Origin of the sequence: Chryseobacterium sp., assembly GCF_008831505.1 — a bacterium.
Taxonomy (GTDB): domain Bacteria; phylum Bacteroidota; class Bacteroidia; order Flavobacteriales; family Weeksellaceae; genus Marnyiella.
The window spans coordinates 1,287,361-1,311,317 of record NZ_CP044507.1 but is presented as its reverse complement, the minus strand read 5'-3'; the positions used below and the strand labels follow the sequence as shown (position 1 = coordinate 1,311,317).

Annotated in this window: 24 protein-coding genes; 14 read left to right on the top strand and 10 right to left on the bottom strand. The window is 42.9% G+C overall.

The window, feature by feature from the left end; all coding sequences use genetic code 11:
- The first annotated feature begins 237 nt into the window (after positions 1 to 237).
- The 8 genes from F7R58_RS06170 to F7R58_RS06135 all read left to right on the top strand — a co-directional run bounded on the left by F7R58_RS06170 (position 238) and on the right by F7R58_RS06135 (position 7,951).
- Positions 238 to 3,198, top strand: coding sequence for a tetratricopeptide repeat protein (locus F7R58_RS06170; RefSeq protein ID WP_158064064.1), 2,961 nt, complete (start codon positions 238 to 240; stop codon positions 3,196 to 3,198).
- Positions 3,199 to 3,266: 68 nt separating this feature from the next.
- A complete protein-coding gene (locus F7R58_RS06165) occupies positions 3,267 to 5,036 on the top strand; it encodes a TonB-dependent receptor (RefSeq protein WP_158064063.1) in 1,770 nt (589 codons plus the stop codon).
- A 120-nt stretch (positions 5,037 to 5,156) separates the two neighbouring features.
- Positions 5,157 to 5,612: a DUF1569 domain-containing protein gene (locus tag F7R58_RS06160; RefSeq protein ID WP_158064062.1), complete on the top strand. Its 456-nt coding sequence runs from the start codon at positions 5,157 to 5,159 to the stop codon at positions 5,610 to 5,612.
- A 179-nt stretch (positions 5,613 to 5,791) separates the two neighbouring features.
- Positions 5,792 to 6,118, top strand: coding sequence for a hypothetical protein (locus F7R58_RS06155; protein ID WP_158064061.1), 327 nt, complete (start codon positions 5,792 to 5,794; stop codon positions 6,116 to 6,118).
- Positions 6,115 to 6,525 (top strand): hypothetical protein, encoded by a 411-nt coding sequence (locus F7R58_RS06150; protein WP_158064060.1) that lies wholly within the window; start codon positions 6,115 to 6,117, stop codon positions 6,523 to 6,525. The genes F7R58_RS06155 and F7R58_RS06150 overlap by 4 nt, the downstream gene beginning before the upstream one ends.
- 1 nt (position 6,526) lies before the next feature.
- On the top strand, positions 6,527 to 6,898 hold the full coding sequence (locus F7R58_RS06145; RefSeq protein ID WP_158064059.1) for a VOC family protein: 372 nt from the start codon (positions 6,527 to 6,529) through the stop codon (positions 6,896 to 6,898).
- Positions 6,899 to 6,911: 13 nt separating this feature from the next.
- Positions 6,912 to 7,451 (top strand): SRPBCC family protein, encoded by a 540-nt coding sequence (locus F7R58_RS06140; protein ID WP_158064058.1) that lies wholly within the window; start codon positions 6,912 to 6,914, stop codon positions 7,449 to 7,451.
- A gap of 56 nt (positions 7,452 to 7,507) precedes the next feature.
- On the top strand, positions 7,508 to 7,951 hold the full coding sequence (locus F7R58_RS06135) for a VOC family protein (RefSeq protein ID WP_158064057.1): 444 nt from the start codon (positions 7,508 to 7,510) through the stop codon (positions 7,949 to 7,951).
- Between the two features lie 76 nt (positions 7,952 to 8,027).
- Here F7R58_RS06135 and F7R58_RS06130 read toward each other — a convergent pair whose 3' ends face one another.
- Together F7R58_RS06130 and F7R58_RS06125 are read right to left on the bottom strand one after the other, a co-directional pair.
- Entirely contained in the window at positions 8,028 to 9,338 is a 1,311-nt protein-coding gene (locus F7R58_RS06130; protein ID WP_158064056.1) for an ABC transporter permease, read from the bottom strand.
- 32 nt (positions 9,339 to 9,370) lie between these two features.
- The gene (locus tag F7R58_RS06125; protein ID WP_158064055.1) at positions 9,371 to 10,309 is read right to left on the bottom strand and encodes an ABC transporter ATP-binding protein; all 939 of its coding nucleotides are present in this window, start codon (positions 10,307 to 10,309) and stop codon (positions 9,371 to 9,373) included.
- Between the two features lie 316 nt (positions 10,310 to 10,625).
- Here F7R58_RS06125 and F7R58_RS06120 point away from each other — a divergent pair, with 316 nt between their 5' ends.
- The 4 genes from F7R58_RS06120 (at position 10,626) to F7R58_RS06105 (ending at position 13,827) form a co-directional block, all read left to right on the top strand.
- Positions 10,626 to 10,952: a single-stranded DNA-binding protein gene (locus F7R58_RS06120; protein WP_158064054.1), complete on the top strand. Its 327-nt coding sequence runs from the start codon at positions 10,626 to 10,628 to the stop codon at positions 10,950 to 10,952.
- A gap of 82 nt (positions 10,953 to 11,034) precedes the next feature.
- Entirely contained in the window at positions 11,035 to 11,481 is a 447-nt protein-coding gene (locus F7R58_RS06115; RefSeq protein ID WP_158064053.1) for an HRDC domain-containing protein, read from the top strand.
- A gap of 135 nt (positions 11,482 to 11,616) precedes the next feature.
- Positions 11,617 to 12,972 (top strand): histidine--tRNA ligase, encoded by a 1,356-nt coding sequence (gene hisS, locus F7R58_RS06110; protein ID WP_158064052.1) that lies wholly within the window; start codon positions 11,617 to 11,619, stop codon positions 12,970 to 12,972.
- A gap of 51 nt (positions 12,973 to 13,023) precedes the next feature.
- Positions 13,024 to 13,827 carry a class I SAM-dependent methyltransferase gene (locus tag F7R58_RS06105; RefSeq protein WP_158064051.1) on the top strand — a complete coding sequence of 268 codons (804 nt, stop codon included), beginning with the start codon at positions 13,024 to 13,026 and terminating at the stop codon, positions 13,825 to 13,827.
- A 31-nt stretch (positions 13,828 to 13,858) separates the two neighbouring features.
- Here F7R58_RS06105 and F7R58_RS06100 read toward each other — a convergent pair whose 3' ends face one another.
- The 3 genes from F7R58_RS06100 to F7R58_RS06090 form a co-directional block, all read right to left on the bottom strand.
- Positions 13,859 to 14,128 carry a YtxH domain-containing protein gene (locus F7R58_RS06100; RefSeq protein ID WP_229723859.1) on the bottom strand — a complete coding sequence of 90 codons (270 nt, stop codon included), beginning with the start codon at positions 14,126 to 14,128 and terminating at the stop codon, positions 13,859 to 13,861.
- Positions 14,129 to 14,262: 134 nt separating this feature from the next.
- Complete coding sequence (locus F7R58_RS06095) at positions 14,263 to 15,105, bottom strand: isoaspartyl peptidase/L-asparaginase (RefSeq protein WP_158064050.1); 843 nt, start codon at positions 15,103 to 15,105, stop codon at positions 14,263 to 14,265.
- 34 nt (positions 15,106 to 15,139) lie between these two features.
- Positions 15,140 to 16,036 carry a cyanophycinase gene (locus F7R58_RS06090; protein WP_158064049.1) on the bottom strand — a complete coding sequence of 299 codons (897 nt, stop codon included), beginning with the start codon at positions 16,034 to 16,036 and terminating at the stop codon, positions 15,140 to 15,142.
- A 229-nt stretch (positions 16,037 to 16,265) separates the two neighbouring features.
- Here F7R58_RS06090 and cphA point away from each other — a divergent pair, with 229 nt between their 5' ends.
- Positions 16,266 to 18,893, top strand: coding sequence for a cyanophycin synthetase (gene cphA, locus F7R58_RS06085; RefSeq protein WP_158064048.1), 2,628 nt, complete (start codon positions 16,266 to 16,268; stop codon positions 18,891 to 18,893).
- Positions 18,894 to 18,985: 92 nt separating this feature from the next.
- Here the strand turns inward: cphA and F7R58_RS06080 are convergent, their stop codons facing one another.
- Both F7R58_RS06080 and F7R58_RS06075 read right to left on the bottom strand, forming a co-directional pair.
- The gene (locus tag F7R58_RS06080; RefSeq protein ID WP_158064047.1) at positions 18,986 to 19,528 is read right to left on the bottom strand and encodes a hypothetical protein; all 543 of its coding nucleotides are present in this window, start codon (positions 19,526 to 19,528) and stop codon (positions 18,986 to 18,988) included.
- Positions 19,529 to 19,559: 31 nt separating this feature from the next.
- Positions 19,560 to 20,711, bottom strand: a complete 1,152-nt coding sequence (locus F7R58_RS06075) for a zinc-dependent alcohol dehydrogenase (protein ID WP_158064046.1) — start codon at positions 20,709 to 20,711, stop codon at positions 19,560 to 19,562.
- A 285-nt stretch (positions 20,712 to 20,996) separates the two neighbouring features.
- On the opposite strand from F7R58_RS06075, the gene F7R58_RS06070 reads away from it, so the two are divergent.
- The gene (locus F7R58_RS06070; protein WP_158064045.1) at positions 20,997 to 21,869 is read left to right on the top strand and encodes a universal stress protein; all 873 of its coding nucleotides are present in this window, start codon (positions 20,997 to 20,999) and stop codon (positions 21,867 to 21,869) included.
- 114 nt (positions 21,870 to 21,983) lie between these two features.
- Here F7R58_RS06070 and F7R58_RS06065 read toward each other — a convergent pair whose 3' ends face one another.
- From F7R58_RS06065 to F7R58_RS06055, 3 genes are all read right to left on the bottom strand, one after another.
- Positions 21,984 to 22,427 (bottom strand): PepSY-like domain-containing protein, encoded by a 444-nt coding sequence (locus F7R58_RS06065; protein WP_158064044.1) that lies wholly within the window; start codon positions 22,425 to 22,427, stop codon positions 21,984 to 21,986.
- A gap of 57 nt (positions 22,428 to 22,484) precedes the next feature.
- On the bottom strand, positions 22,485 to 23,048 hold the full coding sequence (locus F7R58_RS06060) for a ferritin-like domain-containing protein (RefSeq protein ID WP_158064043.1): 564 nt from the start codon (positions 23,046 to 23,048) through the stop codon (positions 22,485 to 22,487).
- A 203-nt stretch (positions 23,049 to 23,251) separates the two neighbouring features.
- Positions 23,252 to 23,749, bottom strand: coding sequence for a hypothetical protein (locus F7R58_RS06055; protein WP_158064042.1), 498 nt, complete (start codon positions 23,747 to 23,749; stop codon positions 23,252 to 23,254).
- Positions 23,750 to 23,957: the final 208 nt, after the last annotated feature.

The window sequence follows — 23,957 nt, the reverse complement described above, 5'->3', positions numbered from 1 at the left end:
ACTCACATTTTTTCTTCCAAAATATCCTGTTACAAAGTCTTTTTTCTTTGCAGAAATTATTTCGGTAAATGTTCTATTGAAGGTTTCTTTCTGCAAATATATATATTACATGAACTATTCAATTAAATTATAATTCGTCTTTAACGTTATCCACATATTCACATTAACGAAAACACTTGTGCGGGTAATAAGTAATCAATATTTTCGTTGATAAAATAACCTTCCTAAATCTGAAAAATGAATTCGAAGAAATTGTTACTGGCCGGCGCCGTTTTTTATTTTGGTTTAGCCGAAGCCCAGCACTCCAGATATTTCAGCGACCGCGGTTCATACACCTATAACCTGGCCGAAAACCTGTATCAAACAAGGATTTTTAACGCGTCTCAATACGAATATGCCCAGCAATATTTTTATAACCAGAATCTTACTGCTTCCAAAAAAGAAGCTGCGCAGTTTTTTGACAATGTAATCGGTGTCATCCTTCAAAAAAACCATGCTGAAAAGGGACTGGCCGCCTTTATGAAGGAATATCCGGAATCCGCCTTCTTCGCGCAGGCCAATCTGCCGTTGGCCGATTACTATCTGGCCCAGAAGGATTTTGACAAAGCGCTGGAGACGCTTCAGAATGTAAATCAGTATCAGCTTTCCCGACAGGAAAATGCAGATTACATCCTGAAACTGGGTTATGCCAAATTCATGACCGGCGACAGCCCGGGCGCCATCCGTGCGCTGGAGGAAGCCTATGAAAATGGCGGCACAGAAAATAAAATGGAAATAGCTTATATGTTGGGTCATCTGTATTATGCAGACCGCCAGCACGACAAGGCATTTCAGTATTTTAACAGTGTAAAGTCTGATGAAAAGTTCGCCAAACTGGTACGTCCCTATTATGTACAGATGTACTATAATGAGAAGCAGTATGACCAGGCCATCGCGGAGGGAAACACCTTGCTGGAAGATCCCGGTATTTCTGAGGCGTATAAGGCTGAAGTCCATAAAATCATAGGGGAAAGTTACTTTATGAAGCAGGACTATTCCGCTGCGTACCCGCACCTCAAGAGTTTTGTGGAAAGTAAATCCAATCCAAGCGAAAGCGACCTTTACCAGATGGGATTTGTGGCGGCAGAGCTTCAGAAATATGAAGATGCTGTTTCCTATTACAACCAGCTCATCAACAGCAAGTCAGCGCTGTCCCAAAATGCATATTACCAATTGGGGAATGCCTATATCCAGACCGGCAGGAAGCAGGAAGCCCTATCGGCGTTCCGTTCCGCACATCAGATGGACTATGACAGTAGTGTACAGAAACTGGCACATGAGCAGTATGCCAAGTTAAGCTATGACGTAGGTAACCCGTTTGAGGCTGCACCAAAGGTGATTCAGAATTATATCGATAAATATCCTTCAGATTCCAAAACACCTGAACTTCGGAGGCTGCTGGTTAAATCTTACCTTTATTCGGGAGATTACCGCGAAACTTTGGCGGCCATTGATAAACTTCAGAACTCGACCCCCGAAACAGATAAGATCGATCAGGAAGTATCTTACCTTCTGGGAACTGAGGAATTTAACAAAGGGAATTATGATGCTGCAGAAAAGTTTTTCTTAAGAAGCCTTGAATTCAACATTAATAAAGAATTCAACAGCCGTGCACACTATTGGCTGGGGCAAACCTATTATCAGAAGGGCAATTATACATCAGCAATCAGCCATTATGAGAATGTACTTACGGGCCCGGCCTTTCCCGAAAAGCGGCAGTTGGCCTATGATCTGGGCTATGCCTATTTTAAGGCAAGGGACTTCACAAAGGCAAAACAGTATTTTGCAGAATATCTGAAGAATCCTGATCCGGACTTTAAAAGTGATGCTGAACTGAGACTGGCCGACACTCATTACGCCAATAACGAACTGGCAGATGCGATTGCCATCTACGACAGTGCCGGCAATGTGAACGACTATACCGTTTTCCAGAAAGCTCTTGCACTTGGTTTCCAGGGTAAGAATGCAGAGAAAATTACCGTTCTGAAAGGACTTATTTCCCAGTATTCCGGTTCTGAATATGTGGATGATGCGCAATATGAGATAGGAGTTGCCTATTCCACGCAAGGCGATTACGCAAATTCCAATGATTATTTCGGCAGAGTAATAAAAGCGAGTGCTGACCGTGATCTTGTGGCAAATGCCCAGATTTACAGAGCTCAGAATTATATAGACGGCAATGATGATGCTAAGGCACTGGCAGAATTTCAACAACTGGGTTCCCAATACCGCGGAACCGCGTTTGCCTCCAAAGTGGTACAGGCTTCAAGGCCGCTGTATATGAAGACAGGTGATGTGGCAGGCTACCAGGCATTTGCACAGCAACTTGGAGTGAGGATAGACGCTGCCGAGCTTGATGAAATTAATCTGGCTACAGCCAAGCAGCACTATCTGAAAAAAGAATATGCCCGTGCAATTCCTTTGTATGAGAAATACCTGAGCCAAAATCCTACGGGGGAAGGACTGTACCAGGCACAGTATGAACTGGGTGAAAGTTACTACCAAACCTCTGACAGCACAAAGGCTTTACTAACACTTCAGGATGTGGCATCGGTTCAGAGTGATTACCAGGAAGATGCGCAAACGAGAATTGCACAAATCTATATTTCACAGGGTGATTTTGCTGAAGCAAAAAAATACCTGAACGGCCTTGTGACATCAGGCAATGTGAACATCAGGAATTTTGCCAATGTGGAACTGATGAACATCTACGCAAAGGAGAAAAACTTTAAAGAAGCAGAGCGTTTGGCAGATCTGGTACTTGCCAACAATAAAAATGCACCTGCAGTAATGGAAAGCGCCAGGGTTATTAAGGCCAGAAGCCTGATGAACAGCGGAAAAGATGCACAGTCTGCGTATGCCGCGCTGGAAAAGTCATCTAATCCTGCGGTTGCGGCGGAGGCACTTTATGCTAAAGCATTCTATCAGAATAAAGCGAAAAGTTACAAATCATCCAACGAGACCATCTTCAAACTGGCCAACAATTATGCAGCAGAAGAATATTGGGGTGCTAAAGCCCTCGTCCTGATGGCCCGTAACTATCTTGGACTCAAGGACAACTACCAGGCAAGTTATACTGTGGATCAGATTATTGCCAACTACCAGGACCTGCCGGAGATTGTGGCAGAAGCACGTGAAGTTAAAAAACTCATTAAGTAAAAATTTCCATCAAAACGAATTAGCACACACGTCCCTTACTGATTGGGCATGCTGTTAAACTGACAATTATGAATAAGAAAGTTCAAATTATATCCCTTTTGTTTTTGGGAATCTCACAGGTTGCTTTTTCTCAGATAAAAGAGGAAAAATTGATTCTGGACCGCAAACGCGAACCTGAAGTAAGAAAAATAGAGAAGAAGAAAACATCTGTTGAAACCATCAAGAATTATCCGCCTGAAGAAAAAGCTCAGAATCCGGTTAATTATAATCTTACCAACGTTCCCGCAACCTCAGACTTTACCACTTCCACAATTGAAGGTGAAGATATTTCGCCTAAATTAGGATCCGATTATCAGAATAATTATCTGCAGTTCGGAATGGGAAATTTTGGTAAGGTACTCTTCGATGGTAATGTGTCCTACCTTCTGGAAAGCAAAACCGAAGTAGGCGCAGATGCTCATGTTCTCTCTACCAGCGGTTTAAAGGAAGACTATCCATGGGACAGCAATTCAAGCCGCGTGGATTTGGGTGCCTACCTGAATTCGTATGGTGAAAAAGGAAAATTTAACGCCAATGCAGGGTTTGGCTCACATGATTACAATTACTACGGTATCTATGCATTGCAACCCGATGCAAATAGCAACCTGAAGCAGCAGGTACAGAACATCACCCTGAGCGGCTACTACGACCACTATTCCAATGAAATACTGAATGATGTCCGACTGAAGACGTCGTTTCTCTCTGATAAGTTTGATGCGAAGGAAACTTATGGTGGTTTGGATCTGAACCTCTCCAAACATGGCATGAATTTCCCGTTGGACGGAGTGAAGCTGCATGCTGACCTGGGACTTGGTTTAGAAACCCTGGATACTCAGTTTGAGTTGCTTAACCAAAATAATTCAAATTACCTTGAAGGATATGCAGAGCCTAAACTTTCCTTTTACCGGGGAAAAAGTTATTTGATGATTGGCTCCGGGTTCAGTTTCCTGAATGGGAAAACCCAGGATAACCAGCTTACAGAGACTGTAACCACCAGTAAAACCTATTGGTTCCCAAGAGCCGAGATCTTTTTCGCAGGTTCGGAAAAGGCCAACCTGTATCTCGGAGTAGACGGTGGTCTTCAGCATAATTCATATGCTTCCATGTTGCGTGACAATCCGTACTTAGTGTCCGATCAGGTTATCCGACCTACCGAAACAAAATACAGAGTCTATTTCGGGATTCGCGGAGATATAAGCCAGGACTTAAAATATGATCTGTCTGCCGGCTTTGCAAAAGTGAACGATATCCTGTTTTACAGAAGCAATGGATTGTTTTCACCTGAAAATACCCTGGATCGCGCTGCCTATGATTTTGCCAATACCTTTTCGGCAACTTACGATAACGGATCTGTAAATGAGGTTAAGGCATCCCTGCAGTATTTCCCGTTGGAAAATCTCGTTGTGGACGGGAATATAAACTACAACTTCTTCAGGCTTAATAATTATGAAGACATATTGAATACACCACTTATCCGTGCAGAACTGGGTGCTAAATATACTCTGCTGGACAAAAAACTTTTACTAGGATTTAAAGGCTTTTTTGCAGGTGACCAGAAAACAAATTACTTCACCGTGGAACCGGACGACTTACAGCCGGCCAATTTTGAAGTCACTGAATATATGGACGGCAAAGTTAGTGGTTATGCAGATCTAAATATTTCTGCTGAATATAAAGCACACCGCAATGTAAGTGTTTTTGTGATGGGTAATAACCTGCTGAACAACAGATATCAAAGCCATAACGCTTACCGTGTTCTGGGCGCACAGTTTCTGGGCGGGCTGAAGGTCACCTTTTAAAAATCTGCACATTATAGAACACTGGCCGCTTCATCAAAAAATGAAGCGGCTTTTTTATATGTAGTGGATACAAAATCCGGCGAATTGGATTAAATTTGCCTAAACGATACTCAATAAACTATGGAAGACGTGTTCAGCACAAAAGACGCTCAGAATTATATTGACAGGATTAACAACCTGACCCCGGAGACCCAGCGGAAGTGGGGTAAGATGACGGTAGACCAGGTTTTGGCTCATATGAACGTACCTTACTCTTTTATCTTTGAACCTGAAAAACAGAAAAAGCCTGGTATGATAGCAAAGTTTCTTCTTAAGAATTTTGTAAAGCCTAAAGTGGTAAACAACATACCTTACAAACAAAATATCCCGACAAGTCCGGTTTTTATTATTTCGGATGCCCGCAATTTTGAAGAGGAAAAGAAAAAGTTAATTGGAAATATCCAGCGCGTCCAGCAGTTGGGCCGTGAAGCTTTTGAAGGTAAAACAAATTCAAGTTTTGGGATACTGACTGCTCAAGAATGGAACAATATGCTTGCAAAGCATCTTAATCATCACTTGCAACAGTTTGGTGTTTAATATTTTGCGCCATGTTATCCCGATTTAACTTAAGGTTCCTTACTTTCTCTCTGCTGTTTTTTGCGTGCAGCTCTGGCTTTGCTCAGAATTATAATTTAGAAGAGATCTGGATAAACAACAATCAGTATTATACCGGAACGATCAGTACGGGTACCGCGCTTCAGATTAAATTTAAAGAAGTGAAGCAAAGTGCAGAAAATAAGAACAAATATAATGTTTCGGGCTATTCCACGGTAAGAAATAATACAACACCTTTTAGAGGTCTGCTATCAATAACCGGGCAAGCAGCCGACGCTGCCTTTGTGACTGTAGTTGGGGATTATCTTCTTACTGAAGAGGGCAGCGGTAAACACACCGGCAGGTTCAGCGGAGATTTTAAAATCATCATAAGTATCCCAGGAGAAGAGCTCCGTACCCGCAGCCACCAAACTGAATTTACCGGCACCTGGAGAAATAATGATGGCACACTAGACTTCAAAACTAACTGGAAAAACCAATTACCATGATTAAAAAAATAATAGCTGTTCCGGCAGGTGTTCTGGCCGGCGGATTGGGTATCTATTTGATTGAGACCCTGGGGCACAAACTTTATCCGCTACCTGCAGGAATTGATCGCAATGATATGGACGCTATGGCCTCCTACGTGTCTACGGCGCCATTTATGGCACTTTTCTTTGTGATTTTGGCTTATGCCGTGGGCGCGCTGCTGTCCGGCTACATTTCTACAAAAGTTTCGGCAGACGGAAAGATGATTTATGCGCTTATCTGCGGTCTCGTATTTCTGCTGCAAACCATATACATGATGTACAGTATGCCTACTCCCGCCTGGTTCTGGGTAGCAGGTGTACTGGTATGGTCACTGGTGTGGGTAGGCTACAGACTTGCTGATAATTCAAAAATAATAAAAAGATAATATGGAACTTGGGGCATTTTCTGTAAGCCTGAATGTTCGTGACATTCAGCAATCGTATGACTTTTATAAAAAGCTGGGTTTTGAGCAAATGGGCGGAAACATTGACCAGAAATGGTTGATTTTACGAAATGGAACTACCGTTATCGGTCTTTTCCAGGGCATGTTTGAGAAGAATATTCTTACTTTCAATCCAGGCTGGGATCAGAATGCCGTTAATCTTGAAAATTTTCAGGATGTTCGGGAAATCCAAAAACAACTGAAAGCAGCCGGTTTATCTTTGGATAAGGAAGCTGATGAAAATTCCTCAGGACCGGAACACTTTGTTTTAAAGGATCCGGACGGCAATGTAATTATGCTGGACCAGCACCGCTAATTAGTATAAATACATGAAAATTCTAAAGATTACCGCTTATATATTGGCGGCATTTGTATTGATTTGGCTTCTGGCAGCAGCGATAATTTCCGGCGAATGCAAATTTGAGAAATCAACAGTAGTCAACGCACCGGTCGACAGGGTTTGGCAAAATACTAATAGCCTGAAAGCTATGGAATCCTGGAGTCCCTGGCAAGAGAAGGACCCGAATGCGAAGAAAGATTGGTCAGGCACCACGGGTCAGCCGGGCGAACAGCAGTGCTGGCAAGGTAATGAAGCGGTAGGAAAGGGCTATATAAAAGTGTTGAAAGTAGATTCTGCCATAAAAAGGATCGATATAGAAATGACGTTCCTTACTCCCTACGAAAGTAAGGCTATGGAATATGTAACAGTGCATCCAAATGGTCCCGGCATTAAAGCGGTATGGGGATTCACCTCAGAGATACCCTTTCCTTTCAGCCCCATGAAGCTCTTCATGGATCTGGAGGATCAGGTAGGGCCCGATTTCACCTTAGGTCTGCAGAAACTGAAGGCGTTATCAGAAAAACCCTAAATGGATGGCTGCCACACAATTAACTCAGTACAAATGAAATAATTAATATAAGAATTATGGCAACAGTAAATGTGTACTTAACCTTCAACGGTAATTGCGAGGAGGCTTTTAACTTCTATAAATCGGTATTTGGCGGCGAATTTCCATATATCGGGCGCTTTGGTGATATGCCTGCTGAAGGTAACGAAAAGATGTCCGAGATCGAAAAAAACCGCATTATGCATGTGTCGTTACCCATCTCGCAGGAAACGATGCTTATGGGCAGTGATACAGGCGGTGAATGGTCCGCAGGCTTCCTGCAGGGAAACAATTTCTCTATATCAATCAACACCGATTCGCGCGAAGAGGCCGACCGTCTGGCAACCGCGCTTTCGGAAGGTGGAGTGGTGACAATGCCAAACGCCGAAACCTTCTGGGGAGCTTATTTCGGAATGTGGACGGACAAATTCGGCATTAACTGGATGGTGAATTATGACGATCCTGAAAAGGTTCAACAATAAACCGTACTAACAAAAAAACTGCTGAGAAATCAAGCAGTTTTTTTATTACCTAAATCATGAAGCTTTCGTAAAATCATCAGTTTCTGATCCACTTCCAGAGTTCCTTCATTGTTGCCTTATTTCCGTACATTAAAATGCCCACGCGGTAAACTTTGGCCGCAATAAAAACCATGAGAAATGTGCTCATAATAAGCAGGAACATAGACAGCGCGATTTCCCACATCGGCACACCAAATGGTATGCGTGCCACCATGGCCACAGGTGAGGTAAACGGAATGATGGACAGCCAGAAACCAAGTGGACCATTAGGGTTGTTAATGATGGTTATGCTGCCGTACATGCCCACCATCAGCGGTATAATCGCAAACAGGGTAAACTGTTGTGTTTCGGTCTCATTATCGACCGCCGAACCGATTGCCGCATACATGGAACTGTAAAAGATATAACCAAAAAGGAAGAAAAACAGAAACACAGCAATGACAACAGGTACATTCATCTCCAGCAAAATGTGCGACACCTCTCCCGCGATTTGGGCAAAATCCACTTTCTCCACCACCTGCTCACTTCCGCTTGGCAGATTATCCTTCATGGCAGAAAATCCGGTATTCAGAAATAAAGCACCTAAAATAGCCATTGTAATCCATACGCTGAACTGGGTTAGGGCAACCAGGGTAACACCCAGAATCTTACCCATCATCAGCTCAAATGGCTTTACTGATGAAATAAGGATTTCCACCACACGGTTATTCTTCTCTTCCAGTACTGATCTCATAACACGTACACCATAAATAATGATGAACATAAACACAGCATACATCAGGACCATCCCAAGGCCATACTTCACACCGAAATCCAGGTCTGTATCTACCTGGCTCTTATCATTAACATTACTGCTTTTAAGTTCAAAATTTTTATCGAGCTGCACAATCTCCTCTTCATTGATATTGAGGTGCTTTATCTTGGCCTGACGTAAAACCTCCGATAAGTCGTCCACAATGCGCTGTTTGGTCTCAAAGCCAATCTTATCGTTCACAAGCAGTCTGGAATTCTTTTCCAGCATATCAAACCTGTTATCCTGCAGGGGTGCCAGGATCAGCAAGCCATTGGTTTCCTCCATGTCTTTCAAACTGTTTACCAGCTGATTTTCAGACGCGGGGTTTACATAAACATATTTCAGTTTATCATCCGATTTAAGTTTGCCGGCGAAGACTCCTCCTTTGTCAATTACATTAACAGTGTACTGGGTTTCATTAGCTTTCAGCATTACGGCAATAAAGGCACCGAATGCAATCATTATTATCGGAGCCAGAATAGTGAGGATAATAAAGGATTTCTTTTTTACCTGCGTCAGGTATTCACGTTTAGTGATTAAAAATATATTCTTCATGTGGAAGTTCAATGCTAAGGCAGTCTTAATTATTAATGGAAAGTTACCGTTTCAGGTGCGGCATAACAATCGCGCACAGCGGTAATGAAGACTTCATTCATACTCGGAATCTTTTCGTCAAAGGACCGTATTTTGCCAATTCTTACAAGTTCCGATATAAGATGATTCTGGTTTCCGCTATTACTGATGTCAAAGGAAATAAGCTCATTTGCTGTAGTGAAAAGGCTAATGTCATGAACCTTGCGGAAATTTTCAAACTGCTGTTGGTCCACATCCGAAAGCGTGACCCCGAAAATATTTTTCTTGAATTGTTCACGAACATCAAATACCTTTCCGTCCAGGATTTTTCTGGAGTTATTGATTAATGCCACATAATCGCACATTTCTTCCACACTTTCCATCCGGTGAGTGGACAGGATAATGGTCGTGCCACGTTCTTTCAAAGCCAATATCTGGTCCTTGATAAGATTTGCATTCACAGGGTCGAATCCCGAAAACGGTTCATCCAGAATAAGAAGTTTTGGTTTGTGCAGCACCGTAACTACGAACTGTATCTTTTGTGCCATCCCTTTGGAAAGTTCGCTAAGCTTTTTTTTCCACCACTGATCGATATTCAGCTGTTCAAACCAGTATTTGGCCTCATGCAGGGCCTCGCTCTTGGTCATGCCCTTAAGTTCGCCAAAATAGAGCAGCTGGTCGCCCACCGTCATGTTCTTATACAACCCGCGCTCTTCGGGCATATAGCCAATATCGCGGATATGGCTGGGGTTGAGCTTTTCACCGTTAATGAAAACCTCGCCGCTGTCGGCTTGGGTAATTTGGTTGATGATCCGGATGAAGGTTGTTTTTCCAGCTCCGTTTGGGCCCAGCAGTCCATAGATACTGCCGGTGGGAACATTGATGCTGAAGTCCTGCAGCGCGGTTTTCCGTCCCGCATCATATGACTTTTTAACCTGGTGTGCTTCTAACATTTCGGCGGTTAATTATTTTAAAATTTAAACGAGAAAGTTACGGAAAATAATGAGATAATGAAGGCTGATTTTTACCTGTAAGAAGCCTGACCTGTGCTGAAAGTACGGACAAATTAATAGAAAATCATACATCATAAAATAAATTTAGTTTTTATAAATCACTGTAAATTATTATTATATCCATTTACAAACGACTACAAACGATATTAAATATTTTTTAACCGAATAAATTTTGGCCACCGTTGAATCTTTGCATCAGAGATTTGAGAATAACAGTGAGTCTCTTATCTAAGTCTAACAATTAAATTTTAAAGTCATGTCACTAAGAAACAGAGTAACCCTAATCGGTCACACAGGAAAAGAAGTCGAAGTTATCAACTTTGAAAAAGGAATGAAAGCCAGTGTATCGCTGGCAACCAACGACTTTTATACCAACGCCATGGGCGAGAAAGTAGAGGAGACCCAATGGCATTCATTGGTAGCCTTCGGTAAAACCGCGGAGATTATGCAGAAATATGTGCAGAAAGGTAAGGAAATCGCGGTAGAAGGAAAACTCATGTACCGTTCCTATGAAAAAGACGGTCAAAAAATGTACATAACAGAGATACGCGTTGAAGAACTTGTTCTCCTGGGAAGTAAATAGAAGATTCTGAAGCCGGACGACTAAGATGTGGTCCGGCTTCTCCTTATATTGCAAGTACAAAAAACCACAAAAACACCAAATCATGAAAGTTAAAGTTTTAAAGGTCCGGATAGACGATGCCTTCATCCGCGCCGATCAGCAGAAGCTGGATAAGTTCCTGGCAGAGCACCAGATACTGAAGTTTGAGTCTGCTTTTATAAAGGAATCGGAGTGTTGGTCTGTAATCCTTTACTTTGAGGAGAAAAAGCCCATACTGAATGAAGAACCCGGCAAAAAGTACAGTGCGCCTGACGAAGATGAACTTAATCAGGATGAAGTGAAAATCCTGGATGCCCTTCGCTTGTGGCGGAATGAAAAAGCCAAAAACCAAAAGTTGCCGTCCTACTTTATTGCGACCAATAAGGAACTCCTTTCAATTGCCAAATACAAACCGGCTAAAAAGGAAGAGCTTCAGGACATCAAAGGTTTCGGTAAACATAAAATTGAAAATTACGGCGAGGAAATTATCAATCTGGTAGAGCTGATCTGACAGTGAAATCATTATAGCGTCTATCTTCGTATTTTCTTAGCTTATTTTCAGCGGACACCTGCCAGTCCTCAACAAATCATTATTTTTGCAATTGCAGGTGGGATAGATCCGCTGCCAATAACCTAAAGATTAGTAATGAAGCCAAGTTTAGCGAAAGGAACCCGCGATTTCAGCGCAGGAGAAGTCATCAGGAGACGACAGATTATCAATACACTTCAGAAAAATTTTGAACTTTTCGGTTTCCAGCCGCTGGAAACGCCAAGTTTTGAAAATCTTTCGACACTTACAGGTAAATATGGTGAAGAAGGGGACCGGCTGATATTTAAGATCCTTAACTCCGGAGATTATGCTTCCAAAACGAAAGAAGAAGACTGGAGTACGAAGAATTCGCAAAAACTGATTTCACAAATCTCTGAAAAAGCCCTGCGCTATGATCTTACTGTACCTTTTGCCCGCTATGTAGCCATGAATCACGGTCAGATGGTATTTCCGTTCAAACGCTACCAAATCCAGCCGGTCTGGCGGGCAGACCGGCCACAGAAAGGACGCTTCAGAGAATTTTATCAGTGCGATGCCGACGTTGTAGGTTCCGAGAGCCTTTGGCAGGAAGTCGAACTGGTGCAGCTTTATCTTAAATCTTTTTCGGAGCTTAGGATTCCCGTAACCATACACCTGAACAACCGCAAAATTCTAACCGGACTGGCTGAATATGCCGGAATCGCAGATCAGCTGATTGATTTTACAGTTGCGTTGGATAAACTGGACAAAATAGGGAAGGAGGGAGTTGTAAAAGAGCTCGTACAGAAAAATATCAGTCAGGCTTCGATTGATAAACTTGATTTCCTGTTCACTCAAGGTGATCATGCTTTGGAGAATGTTCAGCAACTAAAGACAAAATTTGAGGGAATTGAATCGGGACTTAAAGGTGTGGAAGAACTGGAATTTGTCCTTACCAGATGCTTTGAGCTAGGTATTTCCTCAGCACAGTTAAAATTCGACATAACCCTCGCCCGTGGGCTTGATTATTATACTGGTGCAATTTTCGAAGTAAAAGCTAAAGGTGTGGAGATGGGCTCCATTGGCGGTGGTGGCAGATATGATAACCTCACAGAAGTTTTTGGCGTAAAAAATATTCCGGGCATAGGTATTTCGTTCGGTCTGGACCGCATTTATCTGGTGATGGAGGAATTGGGCCTCTTTGAGGAAGATGAAAATACAGGTGTACAGTATCTGTTTGCCAACTATGGTGAGACAGAGGCGTTGGAGGCTTTAAAAGTAATTGCCCAACTTCGGATCAAAGGTATATCCGCTGAGCTTTACCCTGAGACTGCCAAACTTAAAAAACAATTTACATACGCTGAAAAGAAAGGTATTCCAAAGCTGGTTTTCTTTGGTGGCGAAGAAATTGCCGGCAGCAGAATTACTGTTAAAGATCTGAAGACCGGGGAGCAGCATACTGTTGCGCTTCAGGAATTTTTTAGCTGGAAGTAACGGATTTTATAGCAGATTGCCGTTGATGGCGGAAGAATAACAGCATTATATATGGATAATTATCTCAATATCAACCGGGACGCCTGGAATGCTAAGGTGGAGCATCATCTAAAATCAGACTTTTATTTTGTTGATGAATTCCTGGCAGGTCGGACCTCGCTCAATTCAATAGAGCTTGAAATTTTAGGAGAGGTGAAAGAAAAGGAGATTCTTCATCTACAATGCCATTTCGGGCAGGACTCTATCTCACTTTCCCGCATGGGTGCGCATGTTACAGGAGCCGATCTTTCGGACAAGGCAATTGAAGCTGCACGCGACCTCTCAATAAAAGCAGGAGTCAACACGGAATTTATAACTTCAGATTTATATGAGCTACCAGATGTACTGAGCGGGAAATTTGATATCGTATATACCAGCTACGGAACTATTGGTTGGTTACCTGATCTTGACAAATGGGCAGGCGTTATTTGCCATTTCCTTAAACCAGGCGGTAAACTGATCTTTGTAGAGTTCCATCCTATTATCTGGATGTTTGATGAAAATTTCACGCACATCAAATACAGTTATTTTAATGAGGAAACAATTGAGGAAGAGGAGCAGGGAACCTACGCGGATCAGTCAGCAGACCTTCATCAGAAATCCGTTACGTGGAATCATCCCACCTCAGAAGTTTTAACTGCGCTTCTTTCCAATGGACTTCAAATTACTTCCTTTCAGGAATATGACTGGACACCCTATCCCTGCTTCAGACACAATGAAGAATTTGAGCCCGGCAAATACAGAATTCCGCAGTTTGGGCACAAAGTTCCCCATGTTTTTTCACTGACAGCCATAAAAAAACTGCCTTCAAAATGAAGGCAGTTTGTGATTTCTCTGAAAAAAGTTGTTAAAGATTGCTGCTGTTTACATCAGACCTTACTTCTTCGGCTTTATTTTCGGCTTTGTTGGCAAATTCACCGGCTTTGCTCTGTACCTGAGATGCCATGTCGGAAGCTTTGCTCTTCAAATCATTCCCCAACTTTCCTAAGTTGTCCTTAGCTGTGTTAAATTTATCCTTAACCGCCTGCTGCTCTTCCGGTGTAGAGTTTTTGTATTTCCAGAAAGCGAGTGCCCCAAGGCCCAGCAATGCCAATAATCCATTTCTTCTAGTGCTCATAGTTTTAATATTTGTTTGTTAATAATAAATGTTACGCTAGGAACTGTAAATTCTGTGCCAAAGGAAGTGGAATATGTCTTAAATTTATATTAAAAAGATACTTAATTAAAAATATTTAATGCGTTACAGATTTATTACTTAAACATCATGTGTTTTTCTCCGTCATATGCAGCAAATACCATAGTGGGATGACTTTCCTGAAAATGGATATTTCCGTAACTATCTATTCCTATAGCCCCAGCAAAACCGTCAATTTCTGCCAGCTCACTGAATGTTCTGCGAAACGCTTCTTGCACCGAGAGCCCATCGCTTACGCGGGTAACAATTTTGGTAGCTGTTGCGTTACTTACTATATCTTCTCCAACACCTGTACAGCTCACCGCACAATGGCGATTGGCGTAATTTCCCGCTACTGTGGCTGAATCGGAAATCCTGCCCACCAACTCAAATCCTTTGCCACCGGTTGATGTTGCTGCTGCCAGCTTTCCATCCTTATCCAGAACCACGCAGCCTACAGTACCCAAACCGCCATTTTTCAGTTTCTCCTCATATTCTGAGCGCCGCTGCGGTATTTCTGTGGAATAATCTTCAATCCCATGTGCAGATGCGTAAATTTTCGCACCCTGGCCACCCAGGACACGGTCGTCTTCATCTTTCAGCAGTTCGGCAACCTTTATTGGATTTTTAACAGATTCAATATTGATGACACCCGAAAACTTTTGAGTTTCCCCATTCATTAAGGATGCACTCATCCTTATTTTTCCGTCGCTCTGAATTTGTGATCCGGTGCCCGCATTAAAAAGCTCGTCGTCTTCCAAAAGTGAAACTGCAAACACGGCGGTTTCCGCGGCTGTATGTTCCTTCAGGTAATCCCAACTGCGATCAATTATGTTTGTCAGTGACTGCTGTTTTGCTATTTTCGTTTCTGCAGTCTGGCTGCTTTCCGAGAAGAAGCCACCATGTATTATTATCTTCATTAGTTCTGTGTTTGGCAGTAAAACAGCAAGCCGGCTACTGTTGCCCATTTAAGGAGGGTATCGGACTGTACTGCGTGTTTTCAATAGTGAGTTCCTTGCTCTTTAGGTCAAATCTATCGTTTACCGACATTACGTGCACAACTAAATTATCTATGGAAATTGGTTCGCCCAGATTTACCTTTGTTAGGTTGGTATCTTTAATGAAGCGGCCATCTACAAGGATTACAAGTCCGGAACCTACCGCAGTCATGCAGTCGTCCTTAATGAAAAGACCCGTGTCTTCGCCAAGACCAATACCTAAGGTTCTTGGATTACTGACGACAGCCTGAAAAAGCCGGCCTATCCTTCCCCGCTGTACAAAATGTGTATCAACAATTACATTGTCTATGAAACCCAGTCCCTGAGTTGTTTTAATTTCGCCCTTAAGCAGTGCTTCACTGCTGGAACCCTGGTAGATCATATTTTCGGAGGCAGCAGCAGCACCGGCGGAAGTCCCGCAATAAAGGAAATCTGTCTCCTGGTATTTGATAAGTATGGCTTCATGGAAGCGCGTGCCTCCTAATATTGAAGTTAACCGAAGTTGGTCGCCCCCGGTGAACATAACGACATCAGCATTATTGGCACGGGCAACAATCGCATCAGAATTGGCTTGCTCACGGGTCTGGATGTCCAGTATATTAACATGTTTGGCTCCTAAAAACTCAAAGGCCTTCTTATATTCTGGACCTACGATCTGCGGAATCTGTGATGCAGTAGTGATGACCTCTATTACTGATTCTTCCTTATTTTTACTTTCATTGATGATCTTACGAAGGATTCCCCGTTCAAAGAAGTTCAGGTTTTTCTCTGCACTGGTCTCATATTCAGTTTCAGTGAAACTTCCTTTATTCACAGCTCCGCCGATGATCATTAATTTTCCTACAGGCTTCATACCTTGCAAATTTATATAAATTATAGCTGCTGCGTTACAGATACAGCAATTCTTTCCCACTGACCGCTAATTGTTTTTATCTGGTTACTTTTTGCCAGACTATTGAGCACATGTTGCGGTTGCCCATAAATCCACAAAAATTTCATGCACCAGCTCCAGTTTTCAAGGATTTCAATTATCTTTGATATTGAAAGCATTCAAAAATAAATAAACGTTAGCGTTATTACACATGAAAATCGAAAAAATACAGGCCCTTCGCGGACCAAACATTTGGAGTATCCGCCGCAAAAAACTGATACAGATGCGCCTAAATCTGGAGGAGCTTGAAAATTTTCCTACCAATAAAATTCCGGGATTCCGGGAACGTATTGAAAAACTTATGCCATCTCTATTTACCCACAGATGTTCAGAGGGTCATGAGGGTGGCTTTTTTCACCGTATTGAAATGGGTACCTGGATGGGGCACGTCATAGAACATATTGCGCTGGAAATACAGACCCTGGCAGGAATGAACACCGGATTCGGCAGGACACGCGAGACAAAAACACCCGGAATTTACAATGTGGTTTTCAGTTATCTTGAGGAAAGTGCCGGTCTTTTTGCAGCGGAAGAATCTGTGAAGATTGCCGAAGCGTTGGTGGCCGGTACGGAATATGACCTTGAAGCCTGTATTCAGAGTCTTCGTGAAATACGCGAGCGTGTACGGCTTGGACCTTCTACCGGAAGTATAGTTGAAGAAGCAGTTTCACGACGCATTCCCTGGATCAGACTTGGCAGAAATTCACTGGTTCAGTTGGGTTATGGCGTAAACCAACAGAGGTTCCAGGCTACGGTTACAGGAAAAACCAGTTCCATAGCCGTAGAGATTGCCTGTAATAAAGAGGCAACAAAGAAAATGCTGGAGGAAGCTGCCATACCTGTCCCTTCAGGCGATATTGCAGTGCAAGTGGAGGATCTGAAGAAAATCATAGATAAAATAGGTTACCCTATCGTGCTGAAACCACTTTCAGGGAACCATGGTCGTGGACAGTCTATAAATGTGCGCGACTGGGAAACTGCCGTCTTGGGTCTGGAGCACGCCAAAACCGTTTCCGAAAAAGTGATTGTCGAAAAATATATTACGGGTTTTGATTTCCGGATACTTGTGATCAACCACAAAATGGTTGCAGCTGCAAGACGGGTTCCCGCCCATGTGGTAGGTGATGGTGAGCTGAATATTTCCGAACTGATTGAAAGAGAGAATCAGGACCCGCGCCGTGGCTATGGACACGAAAATGTACTTACGGAGATATCCATTGATAAAGATACGTCTGAATTACTGAGCAGGCTGAACTATACGCCTGAGACTATACCTCAGAAAGGGGAGATCGTATACCTGAAGTCTACCGCCAATCTTTCCACCGGCGGCACCTCTATTGATGTAACAGATATGGTCCATCCGGAAAATATCACTATGTGCGAACGGGTGTCCAAAATTATTGGACTGGATGTTTGCGGAATTGACATCATGGCCGAAAATCTTACCCAGCCACTTAAAGAAAGTGGGGGAGCAATCCTTGAAGTTAACGCTGCACCGGGTTTCCGAATGCATTTGGCCCCCAGCGAAGGTTTGCCGAGAAATGTGGCTGCTCCTGTGGTCGATATGCTTTACCCACCCGGGAAACCCTTCACCATTCCCATTATTTCGGTTACAGGCACCAACGGTAAAACGACAACCACAAGACTTATCTCACATATTGTAAAAAATAACGGTTACCGTGTAGGTTTTACGACATCAGACGGTATTTATATCCAGAACACCATGCTTGCCAAAGGCGACACTACCGGCCCGATGTCTGCGGAATTCATCCTGAAGGACCCCACGGTGGAGTTTGCGGTACTGGAGACTGCGCGCGGGGGAATCCTGCGTTCCGGACTGGGCTACAGCCAGGCTGACATCGGTGTCCTTACAAACATTAAGGAGGATCATCTGGGTATGGACGATATACACAGTCTTCGGGACCTGACCCGTGTGAAAAGGGTAGTGCTGGACAGCGTAAAGAAAAACGGCTGGTGCATCCTGAATGCCGACGATGAATATTCCATGAGACTGCTGCATGATCTGCCGGCCCGGGTTGCGCTGTTCAGCATGGATGAAAATAATCCTCATATGAGGAAGTACGCCAAGGAAGGTAAGGTTACATCTGTTTATGAAGAGGGATATGTGACAATAAAAAAGGGTGACTGGAAAATCAGAATTGCCAAGGTGAACAATATTCCAATTACCATGGAAGGTAAGGCCAAATTCATGATTGCCAATGTTCTGGCAGCCAGCCTGGCCACTTATCTTCATGGGTTTGAAATTGAAGACATCGCCAATTCACTGCGAACCTTTATCCCAAGTGCACAGCTAACGCCCGGCCGTCTAAATATTTTCAATTTTAAGAATTTCAAGGTAATGATTGACTTTGCACACAATGCTGCGGGTTATGAAGCGATTGAAGATTTTCTGGCTAATGTGGACAGCCCTAAAAAAATCGGAATCATTTCGGGAGTGGGCGACAGGCGTGATGAAGATATACGGGAGTGCGGGAAGATTGCCGGCAGGATGTTTGACCATATCATTATCCGAAATGAGAAACATCTTCGCGGACGTACAGAGGAAGAAATCTGCGGTCTGGTAATAGACGGAATACAATCTGCAGGAAAGAACCCAAGTTTTGAAATCATTCCTAAAGAAATTGAGGCGCTGAAGCATGCCATGAGTTTGGCAGAGGAAGGCACCTTCATTACAGCCTTAAGCGATGTAATATCCAACGCGATTGACCTTGTACAGGAATATCAGCAAAAAGAAATTCTGGAAGAAGGACTACACTGAAAATCCTTTTAACCAAAAAAATCCCGGAGTTTCTTCCGGGATTTTTTGGTTTTGATTAAAAGTGACTTTTAAATCTAAACATGATAATTTTGTTAAAGGCCATCATCATTGTCACCATTCTCTTTATTGCTGGACAGTACCGATACCGCTACCACAGCAACAGCAGCTACTGCAGCCACTTTCAGCAGGAAATTGGTTCTGTTGTGTTTCCATTCTGAACCCCAACCACGTTCTGCAAAAATATTAGGTACATGACCTTTTTTCAAATCATCAATTATACCCTCAACTTCACCCACACGGTCAGCCAGCACCAGGGGTAACCATCGTCCGTAGCTGGACTCGCTGTATTTAAAGGCAAATCTCCTCAGTTTACCATTCAGACCTTCCGGTGGAGAAGCCGTACCGAAAACAGCAGTCAGATTCGGCCGTTCCACAGATTTCAAAATCTCAACATTATCATTCTGCTGGGCCGGTCTTTTCCAGGCGTAACCTTCATGTTCTGCATTATTCCGGTTCTTCATCGGGTAAACAGGATCGTTTTCAGGATCAGCGTCAATTCCCCAACCTTTTATATGGCTATAATCTGCCGCTTCACTTTTCTTAAAGTCTGCTGGCTTTGTTTCGTCTGTAAGCATTTTGTAATTTTTTTTAGGTTAAACTGAAATCTTACGCTGTAGGAGGGATAAGGACGGTCTTGATACACCCGTCCAGCTTCCGCGAAAATATATGGTAGGCATCCGCTACTTCTTCCATTGGAATCCGGTGCGTAATAATCTCCTTTGGATTCAGAATTCCGTTGCGCACATGCTCTATCAGTTTAGGTAAATTTCTTTTCACCGCAGCCTGGTTGGCCCGTATAGTGATACCTTTATTGACCACATTACCAATTGGTACCAGTGCATCAATTGGACCGTAAACACCTACGATCGAAACGATACCGCTTTTCTTTACTGAATTGATCGCCCAATGCAGGGCAGTGGTAGAGCCGCCCTGCAGAAGAAGTTTCATTCCCAACAGGGTATTCATCATATTTCCTTTGGCCTCGCAACCTACGGCATCAATACAAACATCTGCTCCCAGGGAGTCTGTTTGCGTTTTAATGAAAACAACAGGGTCGCCGATGCTGTGAAAGTTGTACGCTTCACACTGCGCATATTTAGCCGCGAATTCCAGCCTGTATTCAAGTTCATCAATAATGATCACTCTTCCGGCACCAAACAGCCAGGCACATTTGGCAGCCATAATGCCTATAGGACCTGCACCAAAAACGACCACAGTATCGCCTTTCTGTATGCCCGCCATCTCGGCGGCCTGATAACCTGTGGGTACCACGTCTGTAAGAAGTACGGCATCATCCGGATCCATCCAGTCCGGTATAACAGTTGGTCCTACGTCTGCATACGGTACGCGGGCATATTCGGCCTGACCGCCCTGAAAGCCACCAGCAGTATGGGAATAGCCAAAGATTCCACCAACTGCCGTAGCCATGGGATTCGATTCGTGACAGTTCCCATACAGTTCCTGTTTGCAAAAGGCACATTTTCCGCAAGCGATATTAAATGGGACCATGACACGGTCGCCCACCTTAAGTTTTTGCACGGACGGACCAACTTCCACAACTTCGCCGATGAATTCATGTCCAAAGGTGGAGCCGGTTCTGGTATCCGGTACCAAACCATGGTACAGATGCAGGTCGGAGCCGCAGATACAGGATCTCAGTACTTTTACGATTGCGTCTTCGGGATGTTCAATCCGGGGTTCGGGCATGTTGCGGTCTGCGCGCACACGGAAAGGCCCGCGAAAGTTCATTGCTAACATAGTTCAAATTTTTTGTGATTGGATAACCGGATGCAAAAGCAGGACCGACGGGAACAGAATAATACTTATTTATGATTTTTTATGAACTTAACGGATTGATAATGTGAGGTCAAAATGGACGTAACTATACTTTTTGGTATTTAATAAGGCAACACGCCAGTATTCAGTACAAATGTTTATTTACTATACAGAAGGCAGCATATATCATGAAGTGGAATTAGGACATCATCAACGGATTTGCTAAATTTGGTAGGAAATCGCACTTAAACTGCTAATCATCCGACCATGAAAACCATAATCATCCCCACCGATTTTTCAGCGCCTTCAGAAAACGCGGCGTTTTACGCTTTACAGCTGGCGTTGAGGCTGAATGCAAATATTCATCTTTGCCATGCGCTGCGTCCCGAAGGACCGGATCCTTCCTTAGGCGGAATCTCTATGGCTGTAAAAAATTTCCCCGAGTTGCGGGAGGTCTGTATTTCCAGACTGCAGAAACTTACAGGTGAGCTTCAAAATAAGGCAGCTGAAATATTATTAAATTTCCCTGGCGTTTACCGTCCAGAAATCAGCACTAGCTGTGATTTCGGTGATGTTTCTACCATAGTGCAGAAAACTGCGGAAGCTAAGGTTGTGCCAATGGTGGTAATGGGAATGACGGGTGCAGGAAAACTGGACCGTTTGGTATTTGGAAGCAATACCCAGGAAATGATTAAGCGTACAAAGCTGCCGCTGCTTATTATACCCTTTGACAAAACATTTGAAGTTCCGAGCAGAATTGCCTATTCTTCTGAGATGAGTGCAGAGGATAAGCTAACCGCTCAGAGTCTGGCAAAATTTGCGGGTTATTTTAATGCGGAGCTGCTGGTGGCCCATATTCCTAATTTTGTAGAGGTTATTGATTCCCGGGAATACAGTAACAGGCAGAAAAACTTCACAAAGGATTTTGATGGCAGGTTTACATTCAAGTCAATAAAAGCAGATAATATAGATAGTGGATTGGAACTGCTGAAAAAGGAAAAAATTGATATGCTGGTAATGGGTCATGAAAACCACGGCTTCCTGGATAGGTTCATATTTGGAAGCTATGCGGCGCGCCATGCCTCAAAAGTAGGTTTACCGCTGCTTATTATTCCAAAACGCTTTGTACCACAGTTCTGATGAGTGATGTCTGCAACACGTTCAGTGTGCGGCAGTTACTGAAAGGGAGCGCTTATATATAATAAAACCACCTGAACGCGGTGGTTTTGGGCAATTGCTATTAAGTGTATTAAGTTACTGATCTATACGCGTAAAATCGCCTGCTTTATTGAATTCCAGTTTAATACTGTTATCCAGTTGGGCTTGCTGCCCATTACCGTCTGACTCCCAGCTAATAATGGTACTGCCGGGATAGTTTTTAGTCACATACTGAATTATCTTATCAGGAACTATTCCGGCGGGTAATGATTTTGTGCTCTTCACATCCGTAACTTCACCTTTACCGTTAAATTCCACATTGGTGCCGTCAGAAAGTGTGACCTCATAATTTTTACTGAACCCGTCACGTTCGGTTGAGGCCTGCGCAACAGTAGCTCCCGGAAATTTTGTGGAAAGCCATGTGTTTATCTGTTCGGGAAGTTCAGCAGGAGTCACAATTTTCTGTTCTTCGCAACTTAAAAGTGACAGTGCCACTACCGCCATTATCACCGAAATTTTCCTGTAGTTTATTAATTTCATAATAAAATCTTTGTAGTAAGATCACATTAAAAAAGGCTGCAGATTGCAGCCCTCCTTTTACTTTGTATCTTCTTCTGCGGCTTCGAAATTTATTGAATTGTATGCAGATTCTGTTAGTAAGGAATCAGCTTCCTTTTCCTCAGCCAGAGTTGCCTCCAGCAGAGTTACAATCTCACTTTCGCCCAAAGTATTGGCAAACGCCGCCAGGGTTCCGTATGATGCAATTTCGTAATGTTCAATTTTCTGCGAAGCAGCGATGATGCCGGCATCTCTTACAGGTCCGACTTCTGTTTCTTCCATTATGCTTTCACCTTCCTTTATTAATCCTTCAATCGCTTCACATTTCTTTCCTCTGCTGGATTCGCCTAGGATTTCAAAGATTTGCTCCAGTCTCTGTACCTGTCCTTCAGTGACCGTAATATGATCTTCAATGGCAGATTTCAGTTTAGGTTCTGTTGCGTTATTCATCATTTTTGGAAGGGCTTTCAGCAATGCCCTCTCGGCATAAACAATATCTTTCAAACCGTCTTTGAATAATTCCTTCAGTCCCTCGGCAGCTGAGGATTTTGCTTCTACCTTACGTGCTCCCTGACCGTTGCCGGCATCGGTTGTCTTTTTCATAATGTTGATTTTTTATGTTTGATTTCTGTTTTTATACAAATATCAGACCTAAAAAAACAGGGTTAAATGGTGATTTATTAAAAAAAACAGCGCTGTAAATGCAGATACAAATAGGGGAGCAGCTCCAATCTGCTTAAGTAACTTTGTGGTCGCGGATTTAAAAAAAAATAATTTAAACGACAGTTGCTGACAACTTACAGCTGCTATTTTAAATTTTTATCAAAACCTTTGCAGTCTGCCGCTTTCAGGGTATGGCCGCCGGTAAATTTGAGAAGTTTAGTATCCTTGTATTGTTCACCCGTTTCGTTATAGTCGCCAATGCCTTCTATAAGACTGCCATCTTTTCTCAGAAACCATATTTCACGGGTTGAAGTGGTTCCTTCGGCCTGGAAGGTATATTCAAGTTTTAGGGTATCGCCATCTGCCATGCCCACGAGGTCGCCAAATGAACTGTCCTTTTCGAAATTTTTATAATGCATCTTTCCCGTAACTGTACCCAAATTGTCGCTAAGGCGTACAAAAAGTGAATCTTTACCGGTAGCTTCCATATAGCAGTTTTCCGGAATGGCATCGATCTGAATATCACTTTCATTTACCGCCAGGGAATCGCGGTTGGAAACGTCATTAATCGTGTTTTCAGTTTTTTTCCCGCAGGACATTGTTACGGCTATCATGCCTAACACTAAAATTGATTTCTTCATAATTCTAAAAATAAAAGCTAAAATATAAAAAATAGCAGAGCTCTGTAAAAGTATGAATAGAAGAATGACTGAAACTGTTCCTTTTTTGAATGTGTTTCAGCATAGCTGTGATAAATGATATTAAAGCTGATTCAGTATTAATAAAGCACAATTTAAATCAGCAGCATATATACAACAGAAACGCCTATAATTTATATTATGTTAAATT

What these genes read in the sequence shown, in the direction of transcription:
- F7R58_RS06170 (WP_158064064.1), top strand. Translation starts at nt 238, where the DNA reads ATGAATTCGAAGAAATTGTTACTGGCCGGCGCCGTTTTTTATTTTGGT.
- F7R58_RS06165 (WP_158064063.1), top strand. Translation starts at nt 3,267, where the DNA reads ATGAATAAGAAAGTTCAAATTATATCCCTTTTGTTTTTGGGAATCTCA.
- F7R58_RS06160 (WP_158064062.1), top strand. Translation starts at nt 5,157, where the DNA reads ATGGAAGACGTGTTCAGCACAAAAGACGCTCAGAATTATATTGACAGG.
- F7R58_RS06150 (WP_158064060.1), top strand. Translation starts at nt 6,115, where the DNA reads ATGATTAAAAAAATAATAGCTGTTCCGGCAGGTGTTCTGGCCGGCGGA.
- F7R58_RS06145 (WP_158064059.1), top strand. Translation starts at nt 6,527, where the DNA reads ATGGAACTTGGGGCATTTTCTGTAAGCCTGAATGTTCGTGACATTCAG.
- F7R58_RS06140 (WP_158064058.1), top strand. Translation starts at nt 6,912, where the DNA reads ATGAAAATTCTAAAGATTACCGCTTATATATTGGCGGCATTTGTATTG.
- F7R58_RS06135 (WP_158064057.1), top strand. Translation starts at nt 7,508, where the DNA reads ATGGCAACAGTAAATGTGTACTTAACCTTCAACGGTAATTGCGAGGAG.
- F7R58_RS06130 (WP_158064056.1), bottom strand. Translation starts at nt 9,338, where the DNA reads ATGAAGAATATATTTTTAATCACTAAACGTGAATACCTGACGCAGGTA.
- F7R58_RS06125 (WP_158064055.1), bottom strand. Translation starts at nt 10,309, where the DNA reads ATGTTAGAAGCACACCAGGTTAAAAAGTCATATGATGCGGGACGGAAA.
- F7R58_RS06120 (WP_158064054.1), top strand. Translation starts at nt 10,626, where the DNA reads ATGTCACTAAGAAACAGAGTAACCCTAATCGGTCACACAGGAAAAGAA.
- F7R58_RS06115 (WP_158064053.1), top strand. Translation starts at nt 11,035, where the DNA reads ATGAAAGTTAAAGTTTTAAAGGTCCGGATAGACGATGCCTTCATCCGC.
- hisS (WP_158064052.1), top strand. Translation starts at nt 11,617, where the DNA reads ATGAAGCCAAGTTTAGCGAAAGGAACCCGCGATTTCAGCGCAGGAGAA.
- F7R58_RS06105 (WP_158064051.1), top strand. Translation starts at nt 13,024, where the DNA reads ATGGATAATTATCTCAATATCAACCGGGACGCCTGGAATGCTAAGGTG.
- F7R58_RS06100 (WP_229723859.1), bottom strand. Translation starts at nt 14,128, where the DNA reads ATGAGCACTAGAAGAAATGGATTATTGGCATTGCTGGGCCTTGGGGCA.
- F7R58_RS06095 (WP_158064050.1), bottom strand. Translation starts at nt 15,105, where the DNA reads ATGAAGATAATAATACATGGTGGCTTCTTCTCGGAAAGCAGCCAGACT.
- F7R58_RS06090 (WP_158064049.1), bottom strand. Translation starts at nt 16,036, where the DNA reads ATGAAGCCTGTAGGAAAATTAATGATCATCGGCGGAGCTGTGAATAAA.
- cphA (WP_158064048.1), top strand. Translation starts at nt 16,266, where the DNA reads ATGAAAATCGAAAAAATACAGGCCCTTCGCGGACCAAACATTTGGAGT.
- F7R58_RS06080 (WP_158064047.1), bottom strand. Translation starts at nt 19,528, where the DNA reads ATGCTTACAGACGAAACAAAGCCAGCAGACTTTAAGAAAAGTGAAGCG.
- F7R58_RS06075 (WP_158064046.1), bottom strand. Translation starts at nt 20,711, where the DNA reads ATGTTAGCAATGAACTTTCGCGGGCCTTTCCGTGTGCGCGCAGACCGC.
- F7R58_RS06070 (WP_158064045.1), top strand. Translation starts at nt 20,997, where the DNA reads ATGAAAACCATAATCATCCCCACCGATTTTTCAGCGCCTTCAGAAAAC.
- F7R58_RS06065 (WP_158064044.1), bottom strand. Translation starts at nt 22,427, where the DNA reads ATGAAATTAATAAACTACAGGAAAATTTCGGTGATAATGGCGGTAGTG.
- F7R58_RS06060 (WP_158064043.1), bottom strand. Translation starts at nt 23,048, where the DNA reads ATGAAAAAGACAACCGATGCCGGCAACGGTCAGGGAGCACGTAAGGTA.
- F7R58_RS06055 (WP_158064042.1), bottom strand. Translation starts at nt 23,749, where the DNA reads ATGAAGAAATCAATTTTAGTGTTAGGCATGATAGCCGTAACAATGTCC.